19 protein-coding genes and 1 pseudogene are annotated in these 19130 nt (G+C 60.2%); 18 read left to right on the top strand and 2 right to left on the bottom strand.

The features are described from left to right. From H7C18_RS15850 to H7C18_RS15775, 16 genes and pseudogenes are all read left to right on the top strand, one after another. Positions 1–256, top strand: a pseudogene (locus H7C18_RS15850) (carbohydrate ABC transporter permease); the annotation flags it as partial. Between the two features lie 37 nt (positions 257–293). Then, positions 294–2861, top strand: a complete 2568-nt coding sequence (locus tag H7C18_RS15845; RefSeq protein ID WP_238357727.1) for a GH116 family glycosyl-hydrolase — start codon at positions 294–296, stop codon at positions 2859–2861. Between the two features lie 106 nt (positions 2862–2967). Continuing rightward, positions 2968–3597, top strand: coding sequence for a DUF2306 domain-containing protein (locus tag H7C18_RS15840; protein ID WP_185130057.1), 630 nt, complete (start codon positions 2968–2970; stop codon positions 3595–3597). Between the two features lie 20 nt (positions 3598–3617). Next, the gene (locus H7C18_RS15835; RefSeq protein WP_185130056.1) at positions 3618–4469 is read left to right on the top strand and encodes a nucleotidyltransferase domain-containing protein; all 852 of its coding nucleotides are present in this window, start codon (positions 3618–3620) and stop codon (positions 4467–4469) included. A 158-nt stretch (positions 4470–4627) separates the two neighbouring features. Next, complete coding sequence (locus tag H7C18_RS15830) at positions 4628–4834, top strand: helix-hairpin-helix domain-containing protein (RefSeq protein ID WP_185130055.1); 207 nt, start codon at positions 4628–4630, stop codon at positions 4832–4834. A gap of 430 nt (positions 4835–5264) precedes the next feature. Further along, entirely contained in the window at positions 5265–5759 is a 495-nt protein-coding gene (locus H7C18_RS15825) for an NUDIX hydrolase (protein WP_185130054.1), read from the top strand. Continuing rightward, on the top strand, positions 5743–6534 hold the full coding sequence (locus H7C18_RS15820) for an APH(3') family aminoglycoside O-phosphotransferase (protein ID WP_185130053.1): 792 nt from the start codon (positions 5743–5745) through the stop codon (positions 6532–6534). The genes H7C18_RS15825 and H7C18_RS15820 overlap by 17 nt, the downstream gene beginning before the upstream one ends. 14 nt (positions 6535–6548) lie before the next feature. Continuing rightward, complete coding sequence (locus tag H7C18_RS15815; protein WP_185130052.1) at positions 6549–7145, top strand: HAD-IA family hydrolase; 597 nt, start codon at positions 6549–6551, stop codon at positions 7143–7145. 66 nt (positions 7146–7211) lie between these two features. Continuing rightward, positions 7212–7736 carry a YfiT family bacillithiol transferase gene (locus H7C18_RS15810; RefSeq protein WP_185130051.1) on the top strand — a complete coding sequence of 175 codons (525 nt, stop codon included), beginning with the start codon at positions 7212–7214 and terminating at the stop codon, positions 7734–7736. 15 nt (positions 7737–7751) lie between these two features. After that, positions 7752–8681 carry a GNAT family N-acetyltransferase gene (locus H7C18_RS35750; RefSeq protein ID WP_185130050.1) on the top strand — a complete coding sequence of 310 codons (930 nt, stop codon included), beginning with the start codon at positions 7752–7754 and terminating at the stop codon, positions 8679–8681. Further along, on the top strand, positions 8678–10120 hold the full coding sequence (locus tag H7C18_RS15800; RefSeq protein ID WP_185130049.1) for a GNAT family N-acetyltransferase: 1443 nt from the start codon (positions 8678–8680) through the stop codon (positions 10118–10120). The genes H7C18_RS35750 and H7C18_RS15800 overlap by 4 nt, the downstream gene beginning before the upstream one ends. A 13-nt stretch (positions 10121–10133) precedes the next feature. Continuing rightward, positions 10134–10631: a GNAT family N-acetyltransferase gene (locus H7C18_RS15795; protein WP_185130048.1), complete on the top strand. Its 498-nt coding sequence runs from the start codon at positions 10134–10136 to the stop codon at positions 10629–10631. Next, entirely contained in the window at positions 10604–11377 is a 774-nt protein-coding gene (locus H7C18_RS15790; RefSeq protein ID WP_185130047.1) for a VOC family protein, read from the top strand. Before H7C18_RS15795 ends, H7C18_RS15790 begins: the two co-directional genes overlap by 28 nt. A gap of 11 nt (positions 11378–11388) precedes the next feature. Next, positions 11389–12384, top strand: coding sequence for an effector binding domain-containing protein (locus tag H7C18_RS15785; protein WP_185130046.1), 996 nt, complete (start codon positions 11389–11391; stop codon positions 12382–12384). Positions 12385–12552: 168 nt separating this feature from the next. After that, the gene (gene miaB, locus H7C18_RS15780) at positions 12553–14178 is read left to right on the top strand and encodes a tRNA (N6-isopentenyl adenosine(37)-C2)-methylthiotransferase MiaB (protein WP_185130045.1); all 1626 of its coding nucleotides are present in this window, start codon (positions 12553–12555) and stop codon (positions 14176–14178) included. Positions 14179–14286: 108 nt separating this feature from the next. After that, a complete protein-coding gene (locus tag H7C18_RS15775) occupies positions 14287–14781 on the top strand; it encodes a YlbF/YmcA family competence regulator (protein WP_185130044.1) in 495 nt (164 codons plus the stop codon). Between the two features lie 108 nt (positions 14782–14889). On the opposite strand, the gene H7C18_RS15770 is transcribed toward H7C18_RS15775, so the two are convergent. Then, positions 14890–15537, bottom strand: coding sequence for a hypothetical protein (locus H7C18_RS15770; RefSeq protein ID WP_185130043.1), 648 nt, complete (start codon positions 15535–15537; stop codon positions 14890–14892). Positions 15538–15679: 142 nt separating this feature from the next. Next, positions 15680–16315: a biotin transporter BioY gene (locus H7C18_RS15765; protein WP_185130042.1), complete on the bottom strand. Its 636-nt coding sequence runs from the start codon at positions 16313–16315 to the stop codon at positions 15680–15682. A gap of 101 nt (positions 16316–16416) precedes the next feature. Here H7C18_RS15765 and H7C18_RS15760 point away from each other — a divergent pair, with 101 nt between their 5' ends. Next, the gene (locus H7C18_RS15760; protein ID WP_185130041.1) at positions 16417–17313 is read left to right on the top strand and encodes an ATP-binding cassette domain-containing protein; all 897 of its coding nucleotides are present in this window, start codon (positions 16417–16419) and stop codon (positions 17311–17313) included. Then, positions 17306–19129: an ATP-binding cassette domain-containing protein gene (locus H7C18_RS15755; protein WP_185130040.1), complete on the top strand. Its 1824-nt coding sequence runs from the start codon at positions 17306–17308 to the stop codon at positions 19127–19129. Before H7C18_RS15760 ends, H7C18_RS15755 begins: the two co-directional genes overlap by 8 nt. Position 19130: the final 1 nt, after the last annotated feature.

Here is a 19130-nt window from a genome sequence, read left to right as displayed (position 1 = left end):
CGTCATCGCGATGACGTCGGTCATGACGTTCATCGCCAATTGGAACGACTTCTTCCGTCCGCTGATCTTCCTGAACACGGCGGAGAGAATGACGCTGCCGATCGGCATGACGGTGCTGAACGGCCAGTTCGGCAACGGGAACTTGTCGGCGATCCTGGCGGGCGTAACGATCACGCTGGTCGTTCCGGCGCTGTTCTACGTGTTCGGCCAGAAGTACTTAATCGAAGGAATCGCCGGCGGCGGGTTAAAGGTTTGATCAAAAAAACGGCTCTTACGGAAAGGGAGAAGCCATCATGCCTATGAAATTCACGTATACCGGCGTCCAAACGAAAGAAATCTCGTTTCCGCTCGGAGGAATCGGCAGCGGCTGCATCGGTCTGGCGGGCAACGGCCGGCTGATCGACTGGGAAATCTTCAACAAGCCGAACAAGCTGAGTCACAACGGCTTCTCCTTCTTCGCCGTCAAGGCGGAGAGGGACGGTGAAGTGAAGCTGGCCAAAGTGCTGCAAGGCGATCTCCAAGCTCCTTATACCGGCGAGGGGAAAGGCAAATTCGAAGGATACGGCTACGGGCCGAAACGGGAAAATCTGACGGGTCTGCCCCACTTTCGCGACGTCTCGTTCAACGGGCCTTTCCCGATCGCCGAGCTCGTCTTCGACGATGCCGAGGATCCGATCGCGGTCAAGCTGACGGCGTTCAATCCGTTCATTCCGTTAAACGCCGACGATTCGTCGCTTCCGGCGGCTATTCTCACCTACGAGGTGACGAACCGGTCAGACGAACCGCTTGATGTGAGCCTGGTCGGCAATTTGACCAACCCGGCCCGGAAGGAAGCCGTCAACACATATTTTGAGAGGGAAGAATGTCGAGGGTTTCATCTCCATTCGACGGCTTACGGGGAAGACGATCCGGCGTTCGGCGACCTGACGCTGGCGACGGACTGCCCGGACATAAGCTATCAGAGCTACTGGTATCGCGGCGGCTGGTTCGACAACCTGACCGTATTCTGGAAGGAGTTCGCATCGCCGGGCCGGTTCAAGGAGCGCATGTACGAAACGGCGAGCGCGCTCGGCGAGGACAGCCGGCAATGGCGCGACGTCTGCCTGCTGGCTGCGCACCGGACGGTGGCGCAGGGCGAGACGGCGTCGTTCGCCTTCGTCATCTCCTGGAACTATCCGAACTATGCGAACGACTGGAATCCGGGACCGGGGAGAGAGAAGGGGCCGTTTCCGACTTGGCAAAACTACTATGCGAAGCTCTTCGGCAATTCGGTTGAATCGGCGGCTTACGCGTTCGGGAATCTCGCGAGACTTGAGCGGGATACCCGCAAGTTCCGGGAGATGCTTGCCGGCTCCACGCTGCCGGCGGAGGTTATCGACGCGGTGTCCGCCAATCTGTCGATCTTGAAATCGCCGACGGTGCTGCGGCTGCCAGACGGTTCATTGTACGGCTTCGAGGGCGTTCATACGAACGAAGGCTCCTGCGAAGGCTCGTGCACGCATGTCTGGGGGTATGAACAGGTCACGCCGTTCCTGTTCCCGGACCTGGCCCGTTCCATGCGCGACAACCATTACCGGCACGCCCAGTTCGAAAACGGGAAGGTGGCGTTCCGGCTCATGCTGCCGCCGGAGCGGACGCTGGCGGAGAACAAGTTCCACGCGGCGGCGGACGGCCAGATGGCGGATATCGTCAAGACGTGCCGGGAGTGGAAAATATCCGGGGACGAGGCGTGGCTCCGAAGCGTCTGGCCGATGGTGAAGAAGTCGCTCGAATACGCATCGGATCCGACCAACGAGGACGGTTGGGACCGGGATAAGGACGGCGTGATGGAAGGCGTGCAGCATCACACGCTGGACGTGGAGGCCTTCGGACCGAATCCGTTTCTTTCCGGCATGTACCACGCTGCGCTGCGGGCGGCGGCGACGATGGCGAAGGCGCTTGGCGACGGCGAAGCGGCTGCGGAATACGAAGCGCTGCTGGCGCGCGGACGCAAATGGATCGACGAGAATTTGTTCAACGGCGAATACTTCGTACAGAAGATCGACCTGCAGGACGCTCGGTTCCCGGTCGATCCCGAGCTGGGGGAGATCAAATACCAGTTCGGCGAGACCGGCTGCCACATCGACCAGGTGCTCGGCCAGTGGCACGCGCGGGTCGTCGGCCTGGGCGACGTGTTCGACCCGGAAAAGACACGGTCGGCGCTGCGTTCCGTTTACAAGTACAACTTCATGCCGGTGCTGCGCGAGTACGCCAACTTTTGCCGCATCTACGGTCTGAACGACGAACGGGGGCTGCTGATCGCCACGTATCCGAGAGGGGGCAGCCCGAAGGTTCCGGTGCCCTATGCCCAGGAGTGCATGAACGGATTCGAATACCAGGCCGCCTGCCATATGATTTACGAAGGGCTGGTGGAGGAAGGCTTGGACGTCGTGCGGGCGATCCGTCACCGATACGACGGCGAACGGCGCAATCCATGGAACGAGTTCGAATGCGGCAGCAACTATGTCCGTTCGATGGCTTCGTATGCGCTGCTTCTGGCGCTGAGCGGGTTCGTCTATGATGCGCCGAACGGGGTGATCGGCTTTCACCCGGTCGTGAACCGGGACTCGTTCCGCAGCTTCTGGTCGCTTGGCCGAGGATGGGGTCAGTTTGATCATGCGGACGGTGTGCTTGGTTTCTCGGTTGCGTACGGCGAAATCATGGTGAGCGAATTCCGTTCCGACCTGCCGGCCGCTTGCGGTCCTGCCCGGGTTGAGGTGAATGGTCAGCCCGTCGAATGGGAGCAGGCAAACGGCGGCATCGCTTTCGCCGAACCGCTCCAACTGCGCGCCGGCGACCGGTTGACGATCGCCGCCCGGTGAATTCAGACTTTATTCTTTTGTTAGAAACTGTTTAGAATGAAGATAGAGTCGTCCCCTACACTGGAGAAGAACGCTTCCGCACAAAAAATCGGGGGATGACACGCGCATGGCTAACAAAAGAATGTGGGCGCTCGTACTGGTATCCTTCGGGATCATGATTCCGTTCGCCGCCCCCTACATGACCTTGAATCCGGCCGCCAGCCGTACCGAGCTGACATCGGCGGGTGTCCAATTCCCGCTGCTGGTCGCCCATATCGCGACCGCAATCGTGGCGCTGGCGTCCGGATTTCTCCAATTCGCGAACCGTCTTCGGCTCCGCCGTCCGAAGCTGCACCGCTATGCCGGGCGGATTTATGTCGGCAGCGTGATCGTCAGCGGACTGCTCTCGCTGCCGCTCGTTTTTTATATGGACGATTTCGCCAAAGCGACCTCCTTTCTTGCGCTCGCCGTCCTTTGGATGGTTACCGCCTGGAAGGGTTGCCGCAGCGCCGTTCGAAAAGACTTCGAAGCCCACCGCGCATGGATGATTCGCAGCTTCGGCTTTACATTGGTCGCCGTTAGCGCCCGGGCGCTCGTGCCCGTTCTGCTGCTTACGTATGCGATTCTTCACGGATTTTCTCTCCCGGGAGGAAGGGAAGGCATGGTGGCGGACGTGCTGAAGGCGAATGTCGGGACGGGTCTTATTCTGAATATCGCAATCGTCGAATGGATTGTGCTGCGCAAACGGAAAGCCTGAAGAAGAGGAGATGCACCCTTATGGAAAATAACCACGGTCCGGAAGCGATCATCGAGCGCCTGGCGGAGCGGTTGATCCGGGTTCGAGGCGTGAAGGCGGTTGTGCTGGGCGGCTCGCGGGCAAGAGGTACTCATCATCCCGGCTCGGATATCGACATCGGGATCTATTACGACGGAGAAGCGGGACCGGATGGAGCCGAACTGAACCGGCTGGCGGCCGAGTGGGACGATTCGGGCCGAACCGGCTTGGTTACGGAGGTCGGCGAATGGGGGCCGTGGATCAACGGCGGCGGCTGGCTCCAGGTAGACGGCATTCCGGTCGACTTGCTGCTGCGGGATTTGTCCAAGGTGGAGCAGGTCGTGGAAGATGGTCTGAACGGCCGGGTTACGATCGATTACCAACCCGGACACCCGCACGGGTTCGTCAATACCATCTACATGGCAGAGATCGCTTGCTGCCGCGTGCTGCAGGATCCGGAAGGGCGGATCGCGGCGCTTAAAGCCCGCACCGATCCTTATCCCGAGGCGCTGAGGGAGGGCACGGTCCGCAAGTTTCTGTGGGAAGCTTCATTCGCCCAAGCCAATGCCCTGAAGAGCGTCGGCAAAAACGATCCTGCCTACCTGGCGGGCTGCTGCTTCCGCGCCGTCGCCTGCCTGAACCAGGCGCTATTCGCATTGAACGGCCGGTATTTGATGAACGAGAAAGGGGCAACTATCGAGGCGGACGGGCTGAAGATCGCGATTCCGGGCTACCGGGACGCCGTCGCGAGACTGTTCGCCAGCCTCTCTTCCGGAGAAGCTGAGATCCTGCGGGCGCTCGGAGAGCTGGAACGACTGGTACAAGAAGCGGAACGGCTGGTCGGAGCGCCGTGATCGTGATTGTTTACCTATCGAATGCGGGACCGTTCTTTGGACGGTCTGTTTTTTGTATTTGTATATGTCAAGATTTCGGATTACGTTTGAGAGGTTTTCAGCCGAAAAACGCGAATGGAATAGGAACAAAGTCGAATTCGAGAGGAGAGAAATGAACCATGAATCGCCAAGAAACGGAATCGGGGGATCTTCCCAAATTGGCTAATCCCGCGCTGCGCGCGCTGACGAATGCGGGGTTGACTCGGCTGGAGCTGATCGCTGAACGATCGGAGAAGGAGATCAAGCAGCTGCACGGCATCGGTCCGAACGCAGTGAAGCAGCTTCGGGAGGCATTGGCTGCGAAAGGAATGTCTTTCGCCCCATAACCTTTTAAGGAATTTTAAGGTACAAACGACGGGTTCGGGGGTTCCCGACTCGCGGGCCCGGTTGTATAATCATGGAAATAAGAGCGAAGAGGGATGGCGCTGCGCTCGAATTAGTTCGTTTACGCCGGCGCGGCATAGAGGCGGAGCGATTCTCCTGCTGCTCCTTCCGGGAGATCGTCTTCCCCCTCGATTTCGAAAGATTCTGTCGATTCTGCCGCTTGCGGCGGGAATCTTCATAGCCTTGTACGGATTGGCTAACCTGGCGGTCATTTCTTTTTACGCGCCGACAATGGCGAAAACGGACATCAAATCCTTCTCGATGAGATGGCGGCTGTTGTTCTGGGAGCCGTTCTGGATCGTCGGCGGTGTCTTGTACATCCTTGCCGTCATCGGCAGGCGAAGAGCGGACTCTCAACCATAAGGAGACTCCATGGAGAAGACAGTTTATCATCGGCATCTCGGCGTTTACGGTATCTGCGTCAACAGCGGGCGGTTGCTTGTTATTCATAAGAGGGGCGGGCCCTACGCCGGAAGATTCGATCTGCCGGGAGGAAGCATCGAGCCGAACGAGACGATTCTGAGAACGGTTGAGCGGGAGTTCCGAGAAGAGACGGGCTTGCAAGTACGGACGCTCGGAAATGTCGGAACGAAAGATTTCGTGGTGCCGTGGACCAGAGACGGGTTCGAGCACACGCATTGCCACCATATCGCGATCTTCTATGAAGTGGCGGCAGTATCGGGCGATATCCGCGAGTCGCCGAACCTGTACGACTCACTCGGAGCCGAATGGGTATCGCTCGACCGCCTCCGAAGTGAACCTTGTTCGCCTCTTGTTACGGAAGCCGCCTATTGGCTAAACAACGGGCGGTTAAGCGAAGGAACGACATTTTATCGCGAGTGGGAGATTTATGAGCCTATCGACTAGCGAGTGGCCGATTCCGTTGAGGGAACGGCTGTCCGGATGCGGATTCGCGCAGAACCATACGGGAATGTCGGGAAGCGCGGTCTATCAAGTCCGGAGCGGCGACGGAGAGACAGCCTACTTGAAAATCTCATCTGCCACGCGGCTCGGATCCTTGCGATCCGAACGGGATGCGCTGATCTGGCTTCAAGGGAAGTTCCCGGTGCCTGATCTTCTTTATTATGAGGAATACCGCGGCATGCATTACTTGCTCGCATCGGCTCTTTCGGGACTCGATGCGTCGCGCCGGGAGGTGCTTGCCCGGCCGGAACAGCTCGTCCGGATCTACGCGGAGGGGCTTCGGGAGCTTCACCGAATTCCGATCGACACCTGCCCGCTCCGTCAGACGCTGGATGTCAAATTGGCGGAAGCGCGGATCCGAGTAGAGGAAAATCTGGTGGACGAGACGGACTTCGAACCGGATTCCAAATTCCGAACACCCGCCGACGTTTATGTGCATTTGCTTGATACCCGGCCTTCGGGCGAGGACATCGTTTTCACCCATGGCGATTACTGCATGCCGAACGTGATCGTGGATAACGGACGGCTCTCGGGATTCATCGACCTCGGTAGAGCCGGCACGGCGGACCGGTATCAGGACATCGCATTGGCCGTACGCAGCCTGCGGCACAACTTCGGGTCGGACCGGTACAAGGAAAGTTTTCTCGAAGGGTACGGACTGCAAGAGGCTGACGAAAGCAAGATCGACTATTACACTTTGCTGGACGAGCTGTTCTGAGAGGCGGGATCCCAATGGAGAGCAGGCCGCAGCTTGTGCTGGACGCAGCCGGCGTCCTGATTGGCAATTTCCCATCAGCGTTCTGGGAACAACTGGCGGTTCGGGCGGGTTGTTCCGGACACGATTTGAAAAAGCGGTTCCGCTCGGAGATTCGCCGCGAACTATGGACGGGGCGGATGAAAGAGAGCGAATTCTGGTCGTGGCTTCGCGCCTGTTATCCGGGGGTCGAACCCGCTTGGGCACGAGATTTGCTGATGCGTTCGCTGAAGCCTCTGCCCGCTCTCGATCGATTGTCTGCCTGGTCCCGTTCAGCCGACGTTCATCTCTTGTCGAACCATTGCAGGGAGTGGTTAACCCCGTCTCTCGGAAGCGTCGAACCGATTTTGAAAAGCATAACGATCTCTAATCAGGCCGGCTGTTGCAAGCCGGAACCCGACATTTACCGGATCGTCGACTTCCATTGCGGAAAGCACCGCCAAATCCTTTTTGTGGACGATCAAGCGAAAAACCTGGAACCGGCCATACGGCTCGGTTGGAGAACGCTGCTTGCGGACGACCGAGGCCTCTGGATGGAAGAGGTGAAGAGGTTTTTGGCGGAGGGGCAACGGTAGACAATCTCGGGAAGTCTGGACAGATCATGAACTCATTTTCGGAAGCAGCCGGAAGGGAAGAGAGAAATGAACGTTGACGCGCAGCGATATCCGATCGGCCGGTTCGAGCCGCTGCCGGAGCTTACGGCGGAAAAGCGAGCAAGTCTGATCAGGCAGCTTGAGGGATTGGCGGCGGAGCTCCGGCGCCTGGTGGTAAACCTATCGCCGGATCAGCTTGGGATGTCCTACCGCCCGGGCGGCTGGTCGGTAAGGCAGGTCGTTCACCATCTGGCCGACAACGATATGAACGCCGTCTTGCGGTTCAAACGGGCGTTGACGGAGGAAGAGCCGTCGGCCAGCTCCTATGATCAGGATAAATGGGCCGAACTGCCCGACTATCGGGAGACGCCGATCGAGACTTCGCTGGACCTGCTGGAGTCGCTTCATTGCCGGTTCCAGGTCCTGCTGCGGGCGCTGGATCCGGCCGAATTCCGCCGCACGCTGCGCACGGAGGCGCTCGGTCTGATTACGCTGGATACGGCGCTGCAGCGATTCGTCTGGCACGACCGGCACCATCTGGCGCAAATCGAGGGGCTGGTTCGCCGCATTTGAAAAGGGGGAGCGCGTATGGGATATATTTCGGAGCTGAGACAAATGGTCGGCACCCGACCGCTCATCATGGCGGGGGCTTGCGTTCTGCTGTTGGACGGCCAAAACCGGCTTCTTCTTCAGCAGCGAACGGATAACGGCTTGTGGGGGCTGCCGGGCGGCGCCCTGGAGCCGGGAGAGACGATGGAAGAGGTGGCCGCTCGAGAACTGTTTGAAGAAACAGGCTTAAAGGCCGGCGAATTGAAGCTGTTGGATGTATTTTCGGGCGCCGATTTTTATTACCGCTATCCCCATGGCGACGAGGTGCACAACGTGGTGGCGGCGTTTGTATGCCGGCAGTACGAAGGGACGGTTCGGACGGATGGCGACGAAGTGGCCGCGTTGACGTTCTTTGACCGGGACCGGATTCCGGCCGACCTGAGTCCTCCCGATGCGCCGATTATCCGCGCCTTTCTCCGGACGCTGCCGGAACGCCAGACGGATGTCTATGCCCCCAAAGCGGAGAATATCGTGCAAGCGCAGGAGCGGGACTTGGATGAGCTCATGGAGATGTGCCTGGCGCTATGGCCGGAGGAAGACCGGGAAGAACTTCGGACGGAGTACGTCGACATGTTGCAATCGCCGAAGCACCAAGTGCTGATGGGCCGGGATGAAAATCGCTTCACCGGGTTCGTTCACGTCGCCGTTCGTTCGGACCCGGTGGAGGGAGCCGACAGCTACCCGGTCGGATTCGTCGAAGGGATTTACGTAAAACCGCCGTACCGGCGGCAAGGATTGGCTGCCGCGCTGCTGCGGGAAGCCGAGCGATGGGTCGAATCTTTGGGGCTTCGGCAGATCGGCTCCGACATTTACGCGGACAATCAGACCAGCTACGATTTTCATACTCGCTGCGGCTTTCGGGAAGCCGGACGGCTGATCGCATTCATGAAAGAGCTGGATTCTCCATGAAAAAGCAAATGGTTCTGTTGGAAGGTATACCGGGCTCGGGCAAATCGACCCTGGCCCGGTTCATGGCGATTCAGATGGAACGCAATGGCCGGCGACCGATCCTCTTTCACGAGACGACGGCCGACCATCCGATCATTTTCCTGGACGCCGTCCCCGATACCGAAGCGTGGATGGATACGTACCGCAGCCGATGGTCGGAGTTCCTGAACAGCGATTCCGATCCGGGCGTCTTATACGTAATGGAATCCTCGCTGTTCCAATTCCCGATTCTTAGCATGCTGAACCGGGACGTAGACCGGCAAGCAATCCGTACTTTTGTCCGTGAGATCCTGGAACTGCTCGAACGTCACGATGCACAGCTCGTTTTTCTATACTCGGACGATTCGGCATCGGCGATACGCGAGATGATTCAAAGCCGGGGCGGAGACGCCTTTTTGAAGCAAAAATATAAGCAGAATGAGGATGAAAACTACTACCGGAATCGAGGACAAACAGGAGCGAAGCTGCACCTGATCTTCCTGGAGGAATATGCCGCGTTAGCTCGGGAACTGGCGGAACGGGCATCGCTGCCAACGATGGCTGTCGAACGATCCGCCCGCGATTGGCCGTCGTATCAAAGGCGTCTGTTGGAAAGATTCGGTTTGAACCTTATTCCGGATCCTCCGGTCGAAGAGGCAAAATTGCAGCGTTATGCGGGAAAGTATCGCAATGAGGAGATGAACCTAGATATCGCCGTCGAATGCCGGGAAGGCAAGCTTTTTATTTTCGGAAATCGGTTGCTGAAGTGTCGATCGGAAAACGTCTTCTATCTCGACGACATGAGCGTCGAAGTCGTCTTTCGCGAGGTGAACGGCCGATTCGAGCGCATCGTAATCGGCGAGAAGGATCTATATGCGAATCGCCGGGAAGAGGGCACTCCGTTCAAGAGAATCGCTTATCGCAAGGAGGCTGTCATGTTCGAGCATCGCCCGTTGGAAGAGACGGACCTGGAGACGATCAGTTCGTTCCCCCAGACTGCAGAAGAACTGTTCTATATCGGTCCCCGATTCGAATTTCCGCTGACGCCGGAGCAAATCAGGGGCATGCTGGAAGGCCGCACGAACCCGACCGTCGTCGTCGATTCCCTGCAAGGGAATCGTCCGGTCGCTTACGCGAATCTATACGACCACAACCCGGAAGATTCTTCGTGCTGGCTGGGCAACGTCATCGTCTCGGACGAATACCGGGGCCGCGGCGCGGCGGAGCACTTGATCGGGGCCATGGAGGACGCCGCGAGGAACGGGCACGGCTTGCGCCGCTTGAAGCTATATTGCCACAATCCGAACACTCGGGCTCTCATATTTTACTGCAAAATCGGGTTTCGTCCCTGCGGCGCCAAAACGATCGTGAACCGGGAAGGCCAGAAAATCGTCGCCGTCGAAATGGTAAAGGAACTGTAAGGAGAGAACGCGAATGATCGTTACGAACGCCGAGAAGGCCGATTTGCCCCGCATTCTGGAGCTTCAGTATGCCGCCTACCGCAGCGAAGCCGAGCTGTACAAGAACGACCGGATCGAGCCGCTCACCCAAACGCTGGCGGATCTTGCGGCCGAGTTCGAGCGCAAGACGATTCTGAAAGCGGTGCTGGACGGAGAGATCGTCGGTTCGGTTCGAGCCGAAGCGGAAGACGGCACCTGCCGGATCGGGAAGCTGTTCGTTCGTCCCGACTTGCAAGGCCAAGGAATCGGCAAGAAGTTAATGGAGGAGATCGAATGGAGGTTCTCCGCCTGCAAGCGGTTCGAACTGTTCACGGGGAGCCGGAGCGAACGTAACTTGGCGATGTACGGCAAGCTGGGCTATCGGCCGTTTCGGACGGTGCGGGTGAACGAGCGTTTCGGCATGGTTTATTTGGAGAAAAGAACCGAAGGAGGCGAAGGAACGCGATGGGCAAGCAGATCGGAAGCTCGCTGACCGTGCTGATGGTAGCGGATGCCGAACGTTCGCAACGATTTTATCGAGACGTGCTCGGATTCGACGTAACGGATTGGTGGGCGCAGCGGGACGGACTGACGGGCCTTGCGCTGAAGTTGATTCAGGTGCCGGAAGGCCGCGTGCCGACCCCGAATCCGGCGGAATCCGGAGCGGACGTAGGCGTGGACGTCTACGCCTATACGGAGACATGGGCGGGGCTTGACGCGCTGTACGAAGAGTTCAAGCGGAACGGAGCGGCGATCGCCAAGGAACCGGCGGTGTACGCCGACTTTGGGCCGTGGAAGGAGTTTGTCGTCGAGGATCCGGACGGCTACCACCTTGCTTTTGGAGGCGTGGACGGGGGCCGAGCCCGGTTCAGCATTCAGCCCCGGATCGACTCGGTATTCGTATGGGTCCGTCGGTTAGACCGTGCGGCGGCACTGTATGCCAACCTGCTCGGGCTGGAGGTTCGGGAAGAGGACCGATACGGACATCTGCACTTGTTCCGGCTGGACAACGGCACGGATCTGATTCTGGATTCGAACGGCATGGCGGAAATTCCCGTTCCCGAACGAGGGCCGGTACAGTTCAAGCTGGATACCTACGATATCGATCGAGCCCGAACGGAAGCGCTTGCGCTCGGCTTTACGGCCGAGACGGAGACCCGGCGATTGCCTTCCGTCTCCTATTTTGTCCTTCGGGATGAAGACGGCAACCGACTGATGATCAGTCAAAACCACCGTTAGGAGGACAAAGCGTGAACAAGCCGCAGTGGGTGCGCAAGGATGCATTTACGATCGTCGGCGTGGAAAAGTATACGAGTGACGGAATCGCATCGATTCGGCAGGCATGGGACGAGTTTCTCGGTCGTTCTGGGGAGATTCGCCACGCGGCGCAGCCGATGATCGCATACGGCTACGAGGACTATTCGCGGGACTTCCGCCAGCCTCCCGATTCGTTCCCGCAGTTCCACTACGTCGCCGGGCTGGAGACGGAGCCGGGATCCGAACCCGACGTTCCCGCCGGAATGACGGTCAAGCATGTGCCGTCCGCGACTTATGCGATGTTCCGGCACGAGGGGCCGCTTTCGGGTATAGCCGGCGTTTTCCACTACGTGTATAAAGAATGGCTGCCTTCCTCGGGCTTCGACATCGATCCCGCCGTCATGGGCGACTTCGAGCGTTATCCGGAGCCGGTATCGGATCCCGAGCATGCGGCGGTGGAAATCTACATCCCCGTTGTGCCCGCTTCCGATCCGCAGCGGCGGCTGGTGGAGGAAGTCGAGCTCCCGGAATGGAAGGCGGCCGTTATTCGCTCCGAATGCAACGGCTACGGCACGCGCGAAGCTTGGGCGAAGATACGGGAGCAATTAAGCGGAAGCCCTGTTTACGAGAATGCGGAGGAGGGCTTCGTGTTCGTGCCGGAATGGCAGTGGCGGACGGCGGTGCGCGAGCTGTGGACCGGCGTCAAAGTCGATTCGTTCGACGGATTGCCGGATGGCGTGGAGCGTTGGACGGTGCCCGGAGGACGGTATGCGCGGGTGACCGTTCGCGGCGGCAGAGACCGCATCGATGCGGCGTACGGTATTTTGGACGATTGGTTCGCGGTTACGGGCCATATCCGGAATACGGAAGAAGGATCGTTCGGCTTCGATGCCAACCGGCTGAAACCGATCCATCCGTTCGACGTTCCTGCGGACGAGATCGATTGGTTTGATTACGACATTTATGTACCGATCTTAGCAACCGTTTGAGCGCAGACTTTGCCTATCCTGATCGCCGCTGCCCCGCCGCTATGGCGGGGCTTGCTTTTTCGCGCGGCTGCATGGATATCCGCCTGAGGTAATGGTATAATTTCAGGATGGAACTTTGAAGAATGATGGGAAGACAGGCTAGCGCAGAAGAAGGGGAGTGTAAGGAAAATGGAGAAGGAGGCCGAGGGCCGCTCACCGGACTTAAAATCCGGCAAGGACGGGAAGGACTACTCCAAATATTTCGACTTCAGCGACGCGAAGATCGTTCAGCAGGAGGACGGGGTCACGACGTACCGGATCAAGGGACGCAACATCCAGATCCATGCCGCCCCGTCGTACAAGGACGAGAAGCGCAGAGGCAAAGAAGACGTTCAGGTGCTGTCGTTCGGCAATCCGGAGACCGAGCAGGTCATGGAACGGTTCCGGGAGATGAACCGGCAGAAGCAGCACTTTTATGAGATAACGACTTACGGATGCCAGATGAACGAGCACGACACCGAAGTCATGCGCGGACTGTTCGAGGAGATGGGGTTCGCCCCGGCCAAGGACCGAAGCGACGCCGACGTCATTCTGCTCAACACATGCGCGGTGCGAGAAAACGCGGAGGACAAGGTGTTCGGGGAGCTGGGCCATCTGAAAGGGTTGAAGCTCGAGAAGCCGGGCCTCATCCTCGGCGTCTGCGGCTGCATGTCGCAGGAAGCGGCGGTCGTGAACCGGATCATGACGAAGCATCCGTTCGTCGACCTGATCTTCGGCACGCATAACATCCATCGCCTGCCGCATCTGCTGGAGGATGCCGTTTTCGGCAAGGAGATGGTCGTCGAGGTATGGTCCAAGGAAGGCGACATCGTCGAGAACCTTCCGAAGAAACGCGAAGGCCTGCGGGCTTGGGTCAATATCATGTACGGCTGCGACAAGTTCTGCACGTACTGCATCGTCCCTTATACGCGCGGCAAGGAACGCAGCCGGCTGCCGGAGGACGTCATCGCCGAGGTCCGGGAGCTGGCGCGCAAGGGCTTCAAGGAGATCACGCTGCTGGGGCAGAACGTGAACGCTTACGGCAAGGACTTTGCCGACCGCGAGTATCGGTTCGGCGACCTGATGGACGACATCCGCCGCATCGACATTCCGCGCGTTCGCTTCACGACGAGCCATCCCCGAGATTTTGACGATCACCTGATCGAGGTGCTCGCCCAAGGCGGCAACCTGGTGGAGCATATCCACCTGCCGGTCCAGTCGGGCAGCTCGGAAGTGCTCAAGCGGATGAGCCGCAAATACACGCGCGAGCAGTTCCTCGATCTTGTCTCGCGGATTCGGCTGGCTATTCCGAACGCGGTGCTGACGACGGACATTATCGTCGGCTTCCCCGGAGAGACGGAAGAGCAGTTCGAAGAGACGATGTCGATCGTGCGGGAAGCGAATTTCGCGGCGGCGTATACGTTTATTTATTCGCCCCGGGAAGGAACGCCGGCTGCCGTCATGGAGGATAACGTACCTTACGAGGTCAAGCAGAAGCGCCTCCTCCGGCTGAACGAGCTGATCGCCGAGCTCAGCCTGAAGGACAACCGGCAGCTCGCCGACCGGACGGTGGAAGTGCTGGTCGAGGGGCAGAGCAAGAACAACGCCGGCATGCTGTCGGGCCGTACGCGCTCGAACAAGCTGATTCATTTCGAGGGACCGAAGGAATGGATCGGGCAATTCGTACAGGTGCGCGTGACGAAGGTGCAAACGTGGTTTTTGATCGCGGAAGCGGTCGAGCCTCCATTGCGCGAAGAACTGTCCCACGGAGCGTAAGCGGGCATTGCCGCAGGAATGAAGTTCGAAGACCGGAATTCATACGACGCGGAAAACGGGCAGACGCCAGCGGGCGGCCGGCCGCGCAAAAAGGAGAGGGACTGACTCATGTCGTCGTCAACCAACAGCGCCAAAGAGCGCGTGCAGGATTTGCACTGCCAGATCGAGAGCGGGGAGTACGACATTCCGAAGTTCGACAACCGCGATCTGATCGTTCGCGAAGACATCATGGAACGGGCGAAGGAACTGGCTCGCCTGATCACGACGTCGGAGGAAGTCAGCCTCTATCAGAAGGCCGAGAAGCTCATTCAGCGCCATGATCGGGTGCAAGGGCTGATCGCCCAGATCAAGAAAAAACAGAAGGAACTGGTCGCCTTCCAGACGACGTTCAAAAACCAGCAGATGGTGGACAAGATCGAGCAGGAAATTTCGACGCTCCAAGACGAGCTGGACGAGATGCCGGTCGTGCAGCAGTTCCAGCAGAGCCAGACCGACGTCAATTATTTGCTGCAGTCGATCGTCAGCGTCATTCGCGAGACCGTGGCGGAGAAGCTGGATCTGGAAGCGGCGGAGCGGGCGGAAGCGCCGGAGCAATGCGACTGATATCGAGGACGGGCCTGTGCAGGATCAGGCCCCGCGATCATTCAAAAGGCGGTGCGATCGATGTCGCATCGCCTTTTTGATGTTCTTGGCGGGAAGGCGGATCGGGTCTCAGGTCGCCTTCGAGAGATTTTTGCGGGAGACGACGGGGTTGGAAGAGGAAGAGCGAAGCGGTATCATCGTCAACGTCAGCGTCTTCTGGTCGAAATGCAGCCCAAGAGGCATCCCTTCCAACAGTCCGAACGATTGCATCGTCGAGGCAGGCAAGCGGAACGAGCGATCGAACAGATTGCTGGGTGTTCGAACGATCAGCCGGCGCCGGATGGAACCGAGCCGGCAAGCGATGGCAAGCCGGGATCTTTCGGGAATGCCGAGCGCGCTCTGCAGCTCGTACCCGATCAAGATTTGGCCGGAGGCTCCGCCGACTCGCAAGACGGCGGGAGCCCGACTATACGGTGAGGCCTTTAGCGTCATGACGCGGGTTGTCCCGTTATACGAGACGGCGTAGCGCCTTTGATTCAGAAGTTTCATCCATCTCGCGATCGCCGGGTTCATCTCCAGCGAGGTGAAGAAACTTTCCTCGTCCTGCCGAAATTGCACGATAAACGATTGTTGCAATCGGCCATGGCGCAGGATAATCACAGAGCCGGCTTCGATCGAATTCCAGTTGCCGCTGTCGCCGCCAAGCTTATTGAACGTCAAATAGACGGAGTTCGCAGGAACCTGAGAGTGTTGGAGATCCAATCTTCCTTTGGTCATGCGTTCGGTTCACGCTCCTTTGAACATGGCGGACCGTACGGGAGGCGCATAAGCCTGGCCGGACCGCTTTCCATCCTTCAACGTATGCGGCCCCGCGTCCGCTTGCTTGTACATTCGTCCCCAATGCAGAGACGCAATGGCGTTAGCGTTGCCGGGAAGAAGAACGGAAACCGGGCAGATGCGGCTTCAAGCCGACGATGAGGGCGGTCGCTGCGATTGTCTTGAGGGTGTCTCCGATCAGGAAAGGGTAGCAGCCCTGCGCGAGCGCCTTGGCGAATGAATAGTGGGCTTTATGAGCCAGCCACGGAACGCCCCCTATGTAAACGAGAATGACGCCTCCGGCGAAGATGCCGACGGCAAGCAGAATTTGGCGAGGCAGACTCGGGCGCCGGGTTCCCCGCAGCAGCCGGTCGCTGATCCACCCGATGAGCCATGCCGCGAAAGGGAACGCCCAGAGAAAGCCGGCGGTCGGTCCGAGCAGGACGGCCAGTCCTCCGCTGCCATGGATCAAAGGCAGCCCGATCGCCGTCAGCAGGAGAACGGCTGCGATGCTCCAGAAGCCGTAAGCGGCGCCGAGCAGTCCGCCGGCCAGCATGACGCCCAGCGTCTGAAGCGTAATCGGCACGGGCGAGAACCCGAGCGGGATCGAGATGTAGCTGAACGCGACGAACAAGGCGCCGAACAGCGCAACGTAGACGACGCCGGGGATCCAGCGCGCCGACCGGCTGCGAACGGGCGCCAGCTCGGCCGTATTTTCCTGGGATAAGGAAGATTTCATTGTCAAAGCCCCTCTCTGAATGTTAACCTTGTATCTGGTTGGTGGTTGACAATTGGCATTTTACCATGCGCGATCGAACTTGGAAAGGGGAGTTTGGAAAAGTGTCCAACGGAAAGATCCCCGAAGCCAGCGAAACGTTCGGCGCGGAATCGGCAGAGGCGCTACAGGCGCTGCGGATTCATGAATTGTCGGTGCGGTCCGATCCCGACGATCCGGAATCGTCTCTTCGGCTGGATTCGGTCAGCCTGCGCCTGGAGCCGGGAGAGTGGCTGACCCTCGTCGGAGTGAACGGCAGCGGCAAATCGACGCTGGCGCGCGTGCTGGCAGGGCTGCCGGAAGCCGGAGCGACCGGATCGATGGCTCGGGGCTTCGCCGGCGTATATCCTGCGGCCTATGTGATGCAGAATCCGGACGCCCAGCTATTCGGAGAGACGCTTCGGGAGGAGATTCAATTCGCGCTCGAATGGAGTGGGCAGCCGGCGGGCCTGTTCGCCGAGAGGACGGAGGCGGCGCTTGGGCTGTCGGGCATGGAAGAGCTGGCGGATTTGCCCTGGTCCGAGCTGTCCGGAGGGCAGCGGCAGCTGGCCGCGGCGACGGCGGCCGCGGCTGGAGGCGGCCCGCTGCTCGTGTTCGACGAAGCGACGTCGATGCTGGACGAGACGGCCGGAAGGGCGCTGCGGGACTTGGCTTTGTCGCATCACCGGAACGGCGCCGCGATCGTCTGGGTGACCCAGCGGCTGGACGAGCTGGAGCCGGAGCATCGCGTGATGGCGATGTCCCGGGGAAGGCTCGTGTTCGACGGGGACGGCCGAACGTTCCTGTACGGAAGTCCTCCCGGAGCGGAGAGGTCGCCCTGCGTGCAGTGCGGCCTGCGCCTTCCTTATCTGGCGGAGCTGGCGCTGGAGATGTACCGGCGCGGCGACTGGGCCGAGCCGCTTCCGATGTCGGAGCGGGAATGGGCAGAGAAACGGCGAAAGGCGGGGCTGGAACGTGAGTGACGATTATCCTTCCCTGCTGGCGGCGCGCGGCGAGCGGGTGCTGGAGCTTCGGCCGGGCACGATCACGGTGCTCATGGGACCGAACGGCGCGGGCAAAACGCACCGGCTGGAGCAGCTGGCGGGGCTGAGAGCTCCGGACGGAGCGCGAATTCGCTTCGGGAAAGAGCCGTTATGGCTGCCCGGGAAAAAGAAAGCGCCGCGGTTGAACCGGCAAGCGCTGCTTCAGTATGCGTACGCGGCGCAATCTCCTGAAGAGCAGCTGTTCGCCCGAACGGCGGAAGAGGAGCTGCGTGCCGCTCTCGCGCCTTATTCGTTGACCGCGCAGGCGCAAGACGAACGCATCGGCTCCTCGTTGGAGGCGGTGGGCTGGGATGACAGCTGGCGCGTCCGCGGGCCGTTCCGGATGAGCGGAGGCGAGAAGCGCCGGCTGGCGCTGGCGTGCCTGCTCGCGGCGCCGGCCCGATGGCTGCTGATGGATGAGCCGACGGCGGGGCTGGATGCGGCCGGCCAGCATCTGGTGGCGGAGCGGATGCGAGAGAAGCGGGCCGAAGGATGCGGAATCCTGATCGTGTCGCACGACAGCGAATGGGCGCTGCAGCTGGCGGATCGGGTATGGCTGTTGACCGCGGCCGGGGAGCTGCGCGAGCTGGAGCGGGAAGAGCTGTTGGCGCGGCCGGACTATTGGGAAGAGGCGGGCTTGCCGCTGCCGGCGTGGTTGTCGGCGGCGGGATCGCTCATCCGCGGGGGGCTGCCCCCGGAGCTGGCGCTCGATCCGGTTGCGGCTGCCGCCGAATGGGCTCGCAGGGAGCAGGCTGCGGCCGGGAGCGAGGCGCCCGACGTTCCAGGAGCGGCCCTCTCCGACGCAGGTGCAAGGTTGGCTTTAGCGGGCCGAATATCTCTCGCGTCCCGCGCCGCTGCCGAGCCACGAGCGGCTTTCTCGCGCGACGTTCCCTGCGGAGCTCTTGACGCTGCCGAACCTCTTGCGGCGGCTTCCTTGGGCGAAGCGGGTATGCGCCGCGGATCAGGTGGAGACGGCCGCGCGGTAAAGCGCGACGAGCGCACGTCGCGAAGCCCGTCGCGCCGGGCGGGAACGGGGCCGCTAGCATCGCTCGATCCCCGTGCCGTTTGGCTAAGCTACGTGATGCTATCGCTGGCGATTTTCGCGCTGCGAGAATGGAGCGGCGTCGCGGCGGCCGGGGCGGTCGTTGCTGCGGCCTTGGCGCTCGGCCGAATCTCGCTGCGGCGCTGGAGAGCGGCGATCTTCGGCTTCGCGCTGTTTACGCTGCTGGTGTCGGCTCTGGCCGGGATCGGATGGAACGGAACTTTTCGCATCGATGCCTTCTGGATGTCCCTTCATTCGATGGCGCGTACGTTTCTCGTCATGCTGCTCGGTCTCGGGCTGGCGATGGCGATCACGCCGCTGCGGCTGAAGCGATCGTTGGAACTGCTGCTATCGGTACGCGGGACGCTTCCTGTCCTCGCCCAAAAAATCGTTCTGACCCTCACGCTGATCGTCCGCTTTATTCCGGTGCTCCTGAGCGAATGGCAGCGATTCGCCCGTTTCGCCATCGCTCGGGACAAGGAGACGGGCCGCTCGGCAGGCTCGGCGATCCGCCGGATTCGGGGCACGGCGATGCCGCTGCTGCTGGGACTGTTCCGCATGGGCGAGCAGGTTGCTTTCGCGCTGGAGAGCCGCGGCGTCGGCAGCCGAAAAACGCCCGCCCTGGCCCGAACCGAACGCTGGCGAAAGCGGGATTCCGCTCTCGTCCTCGTCTCGGCCGCCATTGCGGGCGCCTTGTGGCTCCTTTTCTCGTAGC

Origin of the sequence: Cohnella zeiphila (assembly GCF_014212055.1) — a bacterium.
Taxonomy (GTDB): domain Bacteria; phylum Bacillota; class Bacilli; order Paenibacillales; family Paenibacillaceae; genus Cohnella; species Cohnella zeiphila.
The sequence above is the reverse complement of the archived record's forward strand: the minus strand, read 5'-3'. Positions and strand labels throughout refer to the sequence as shown.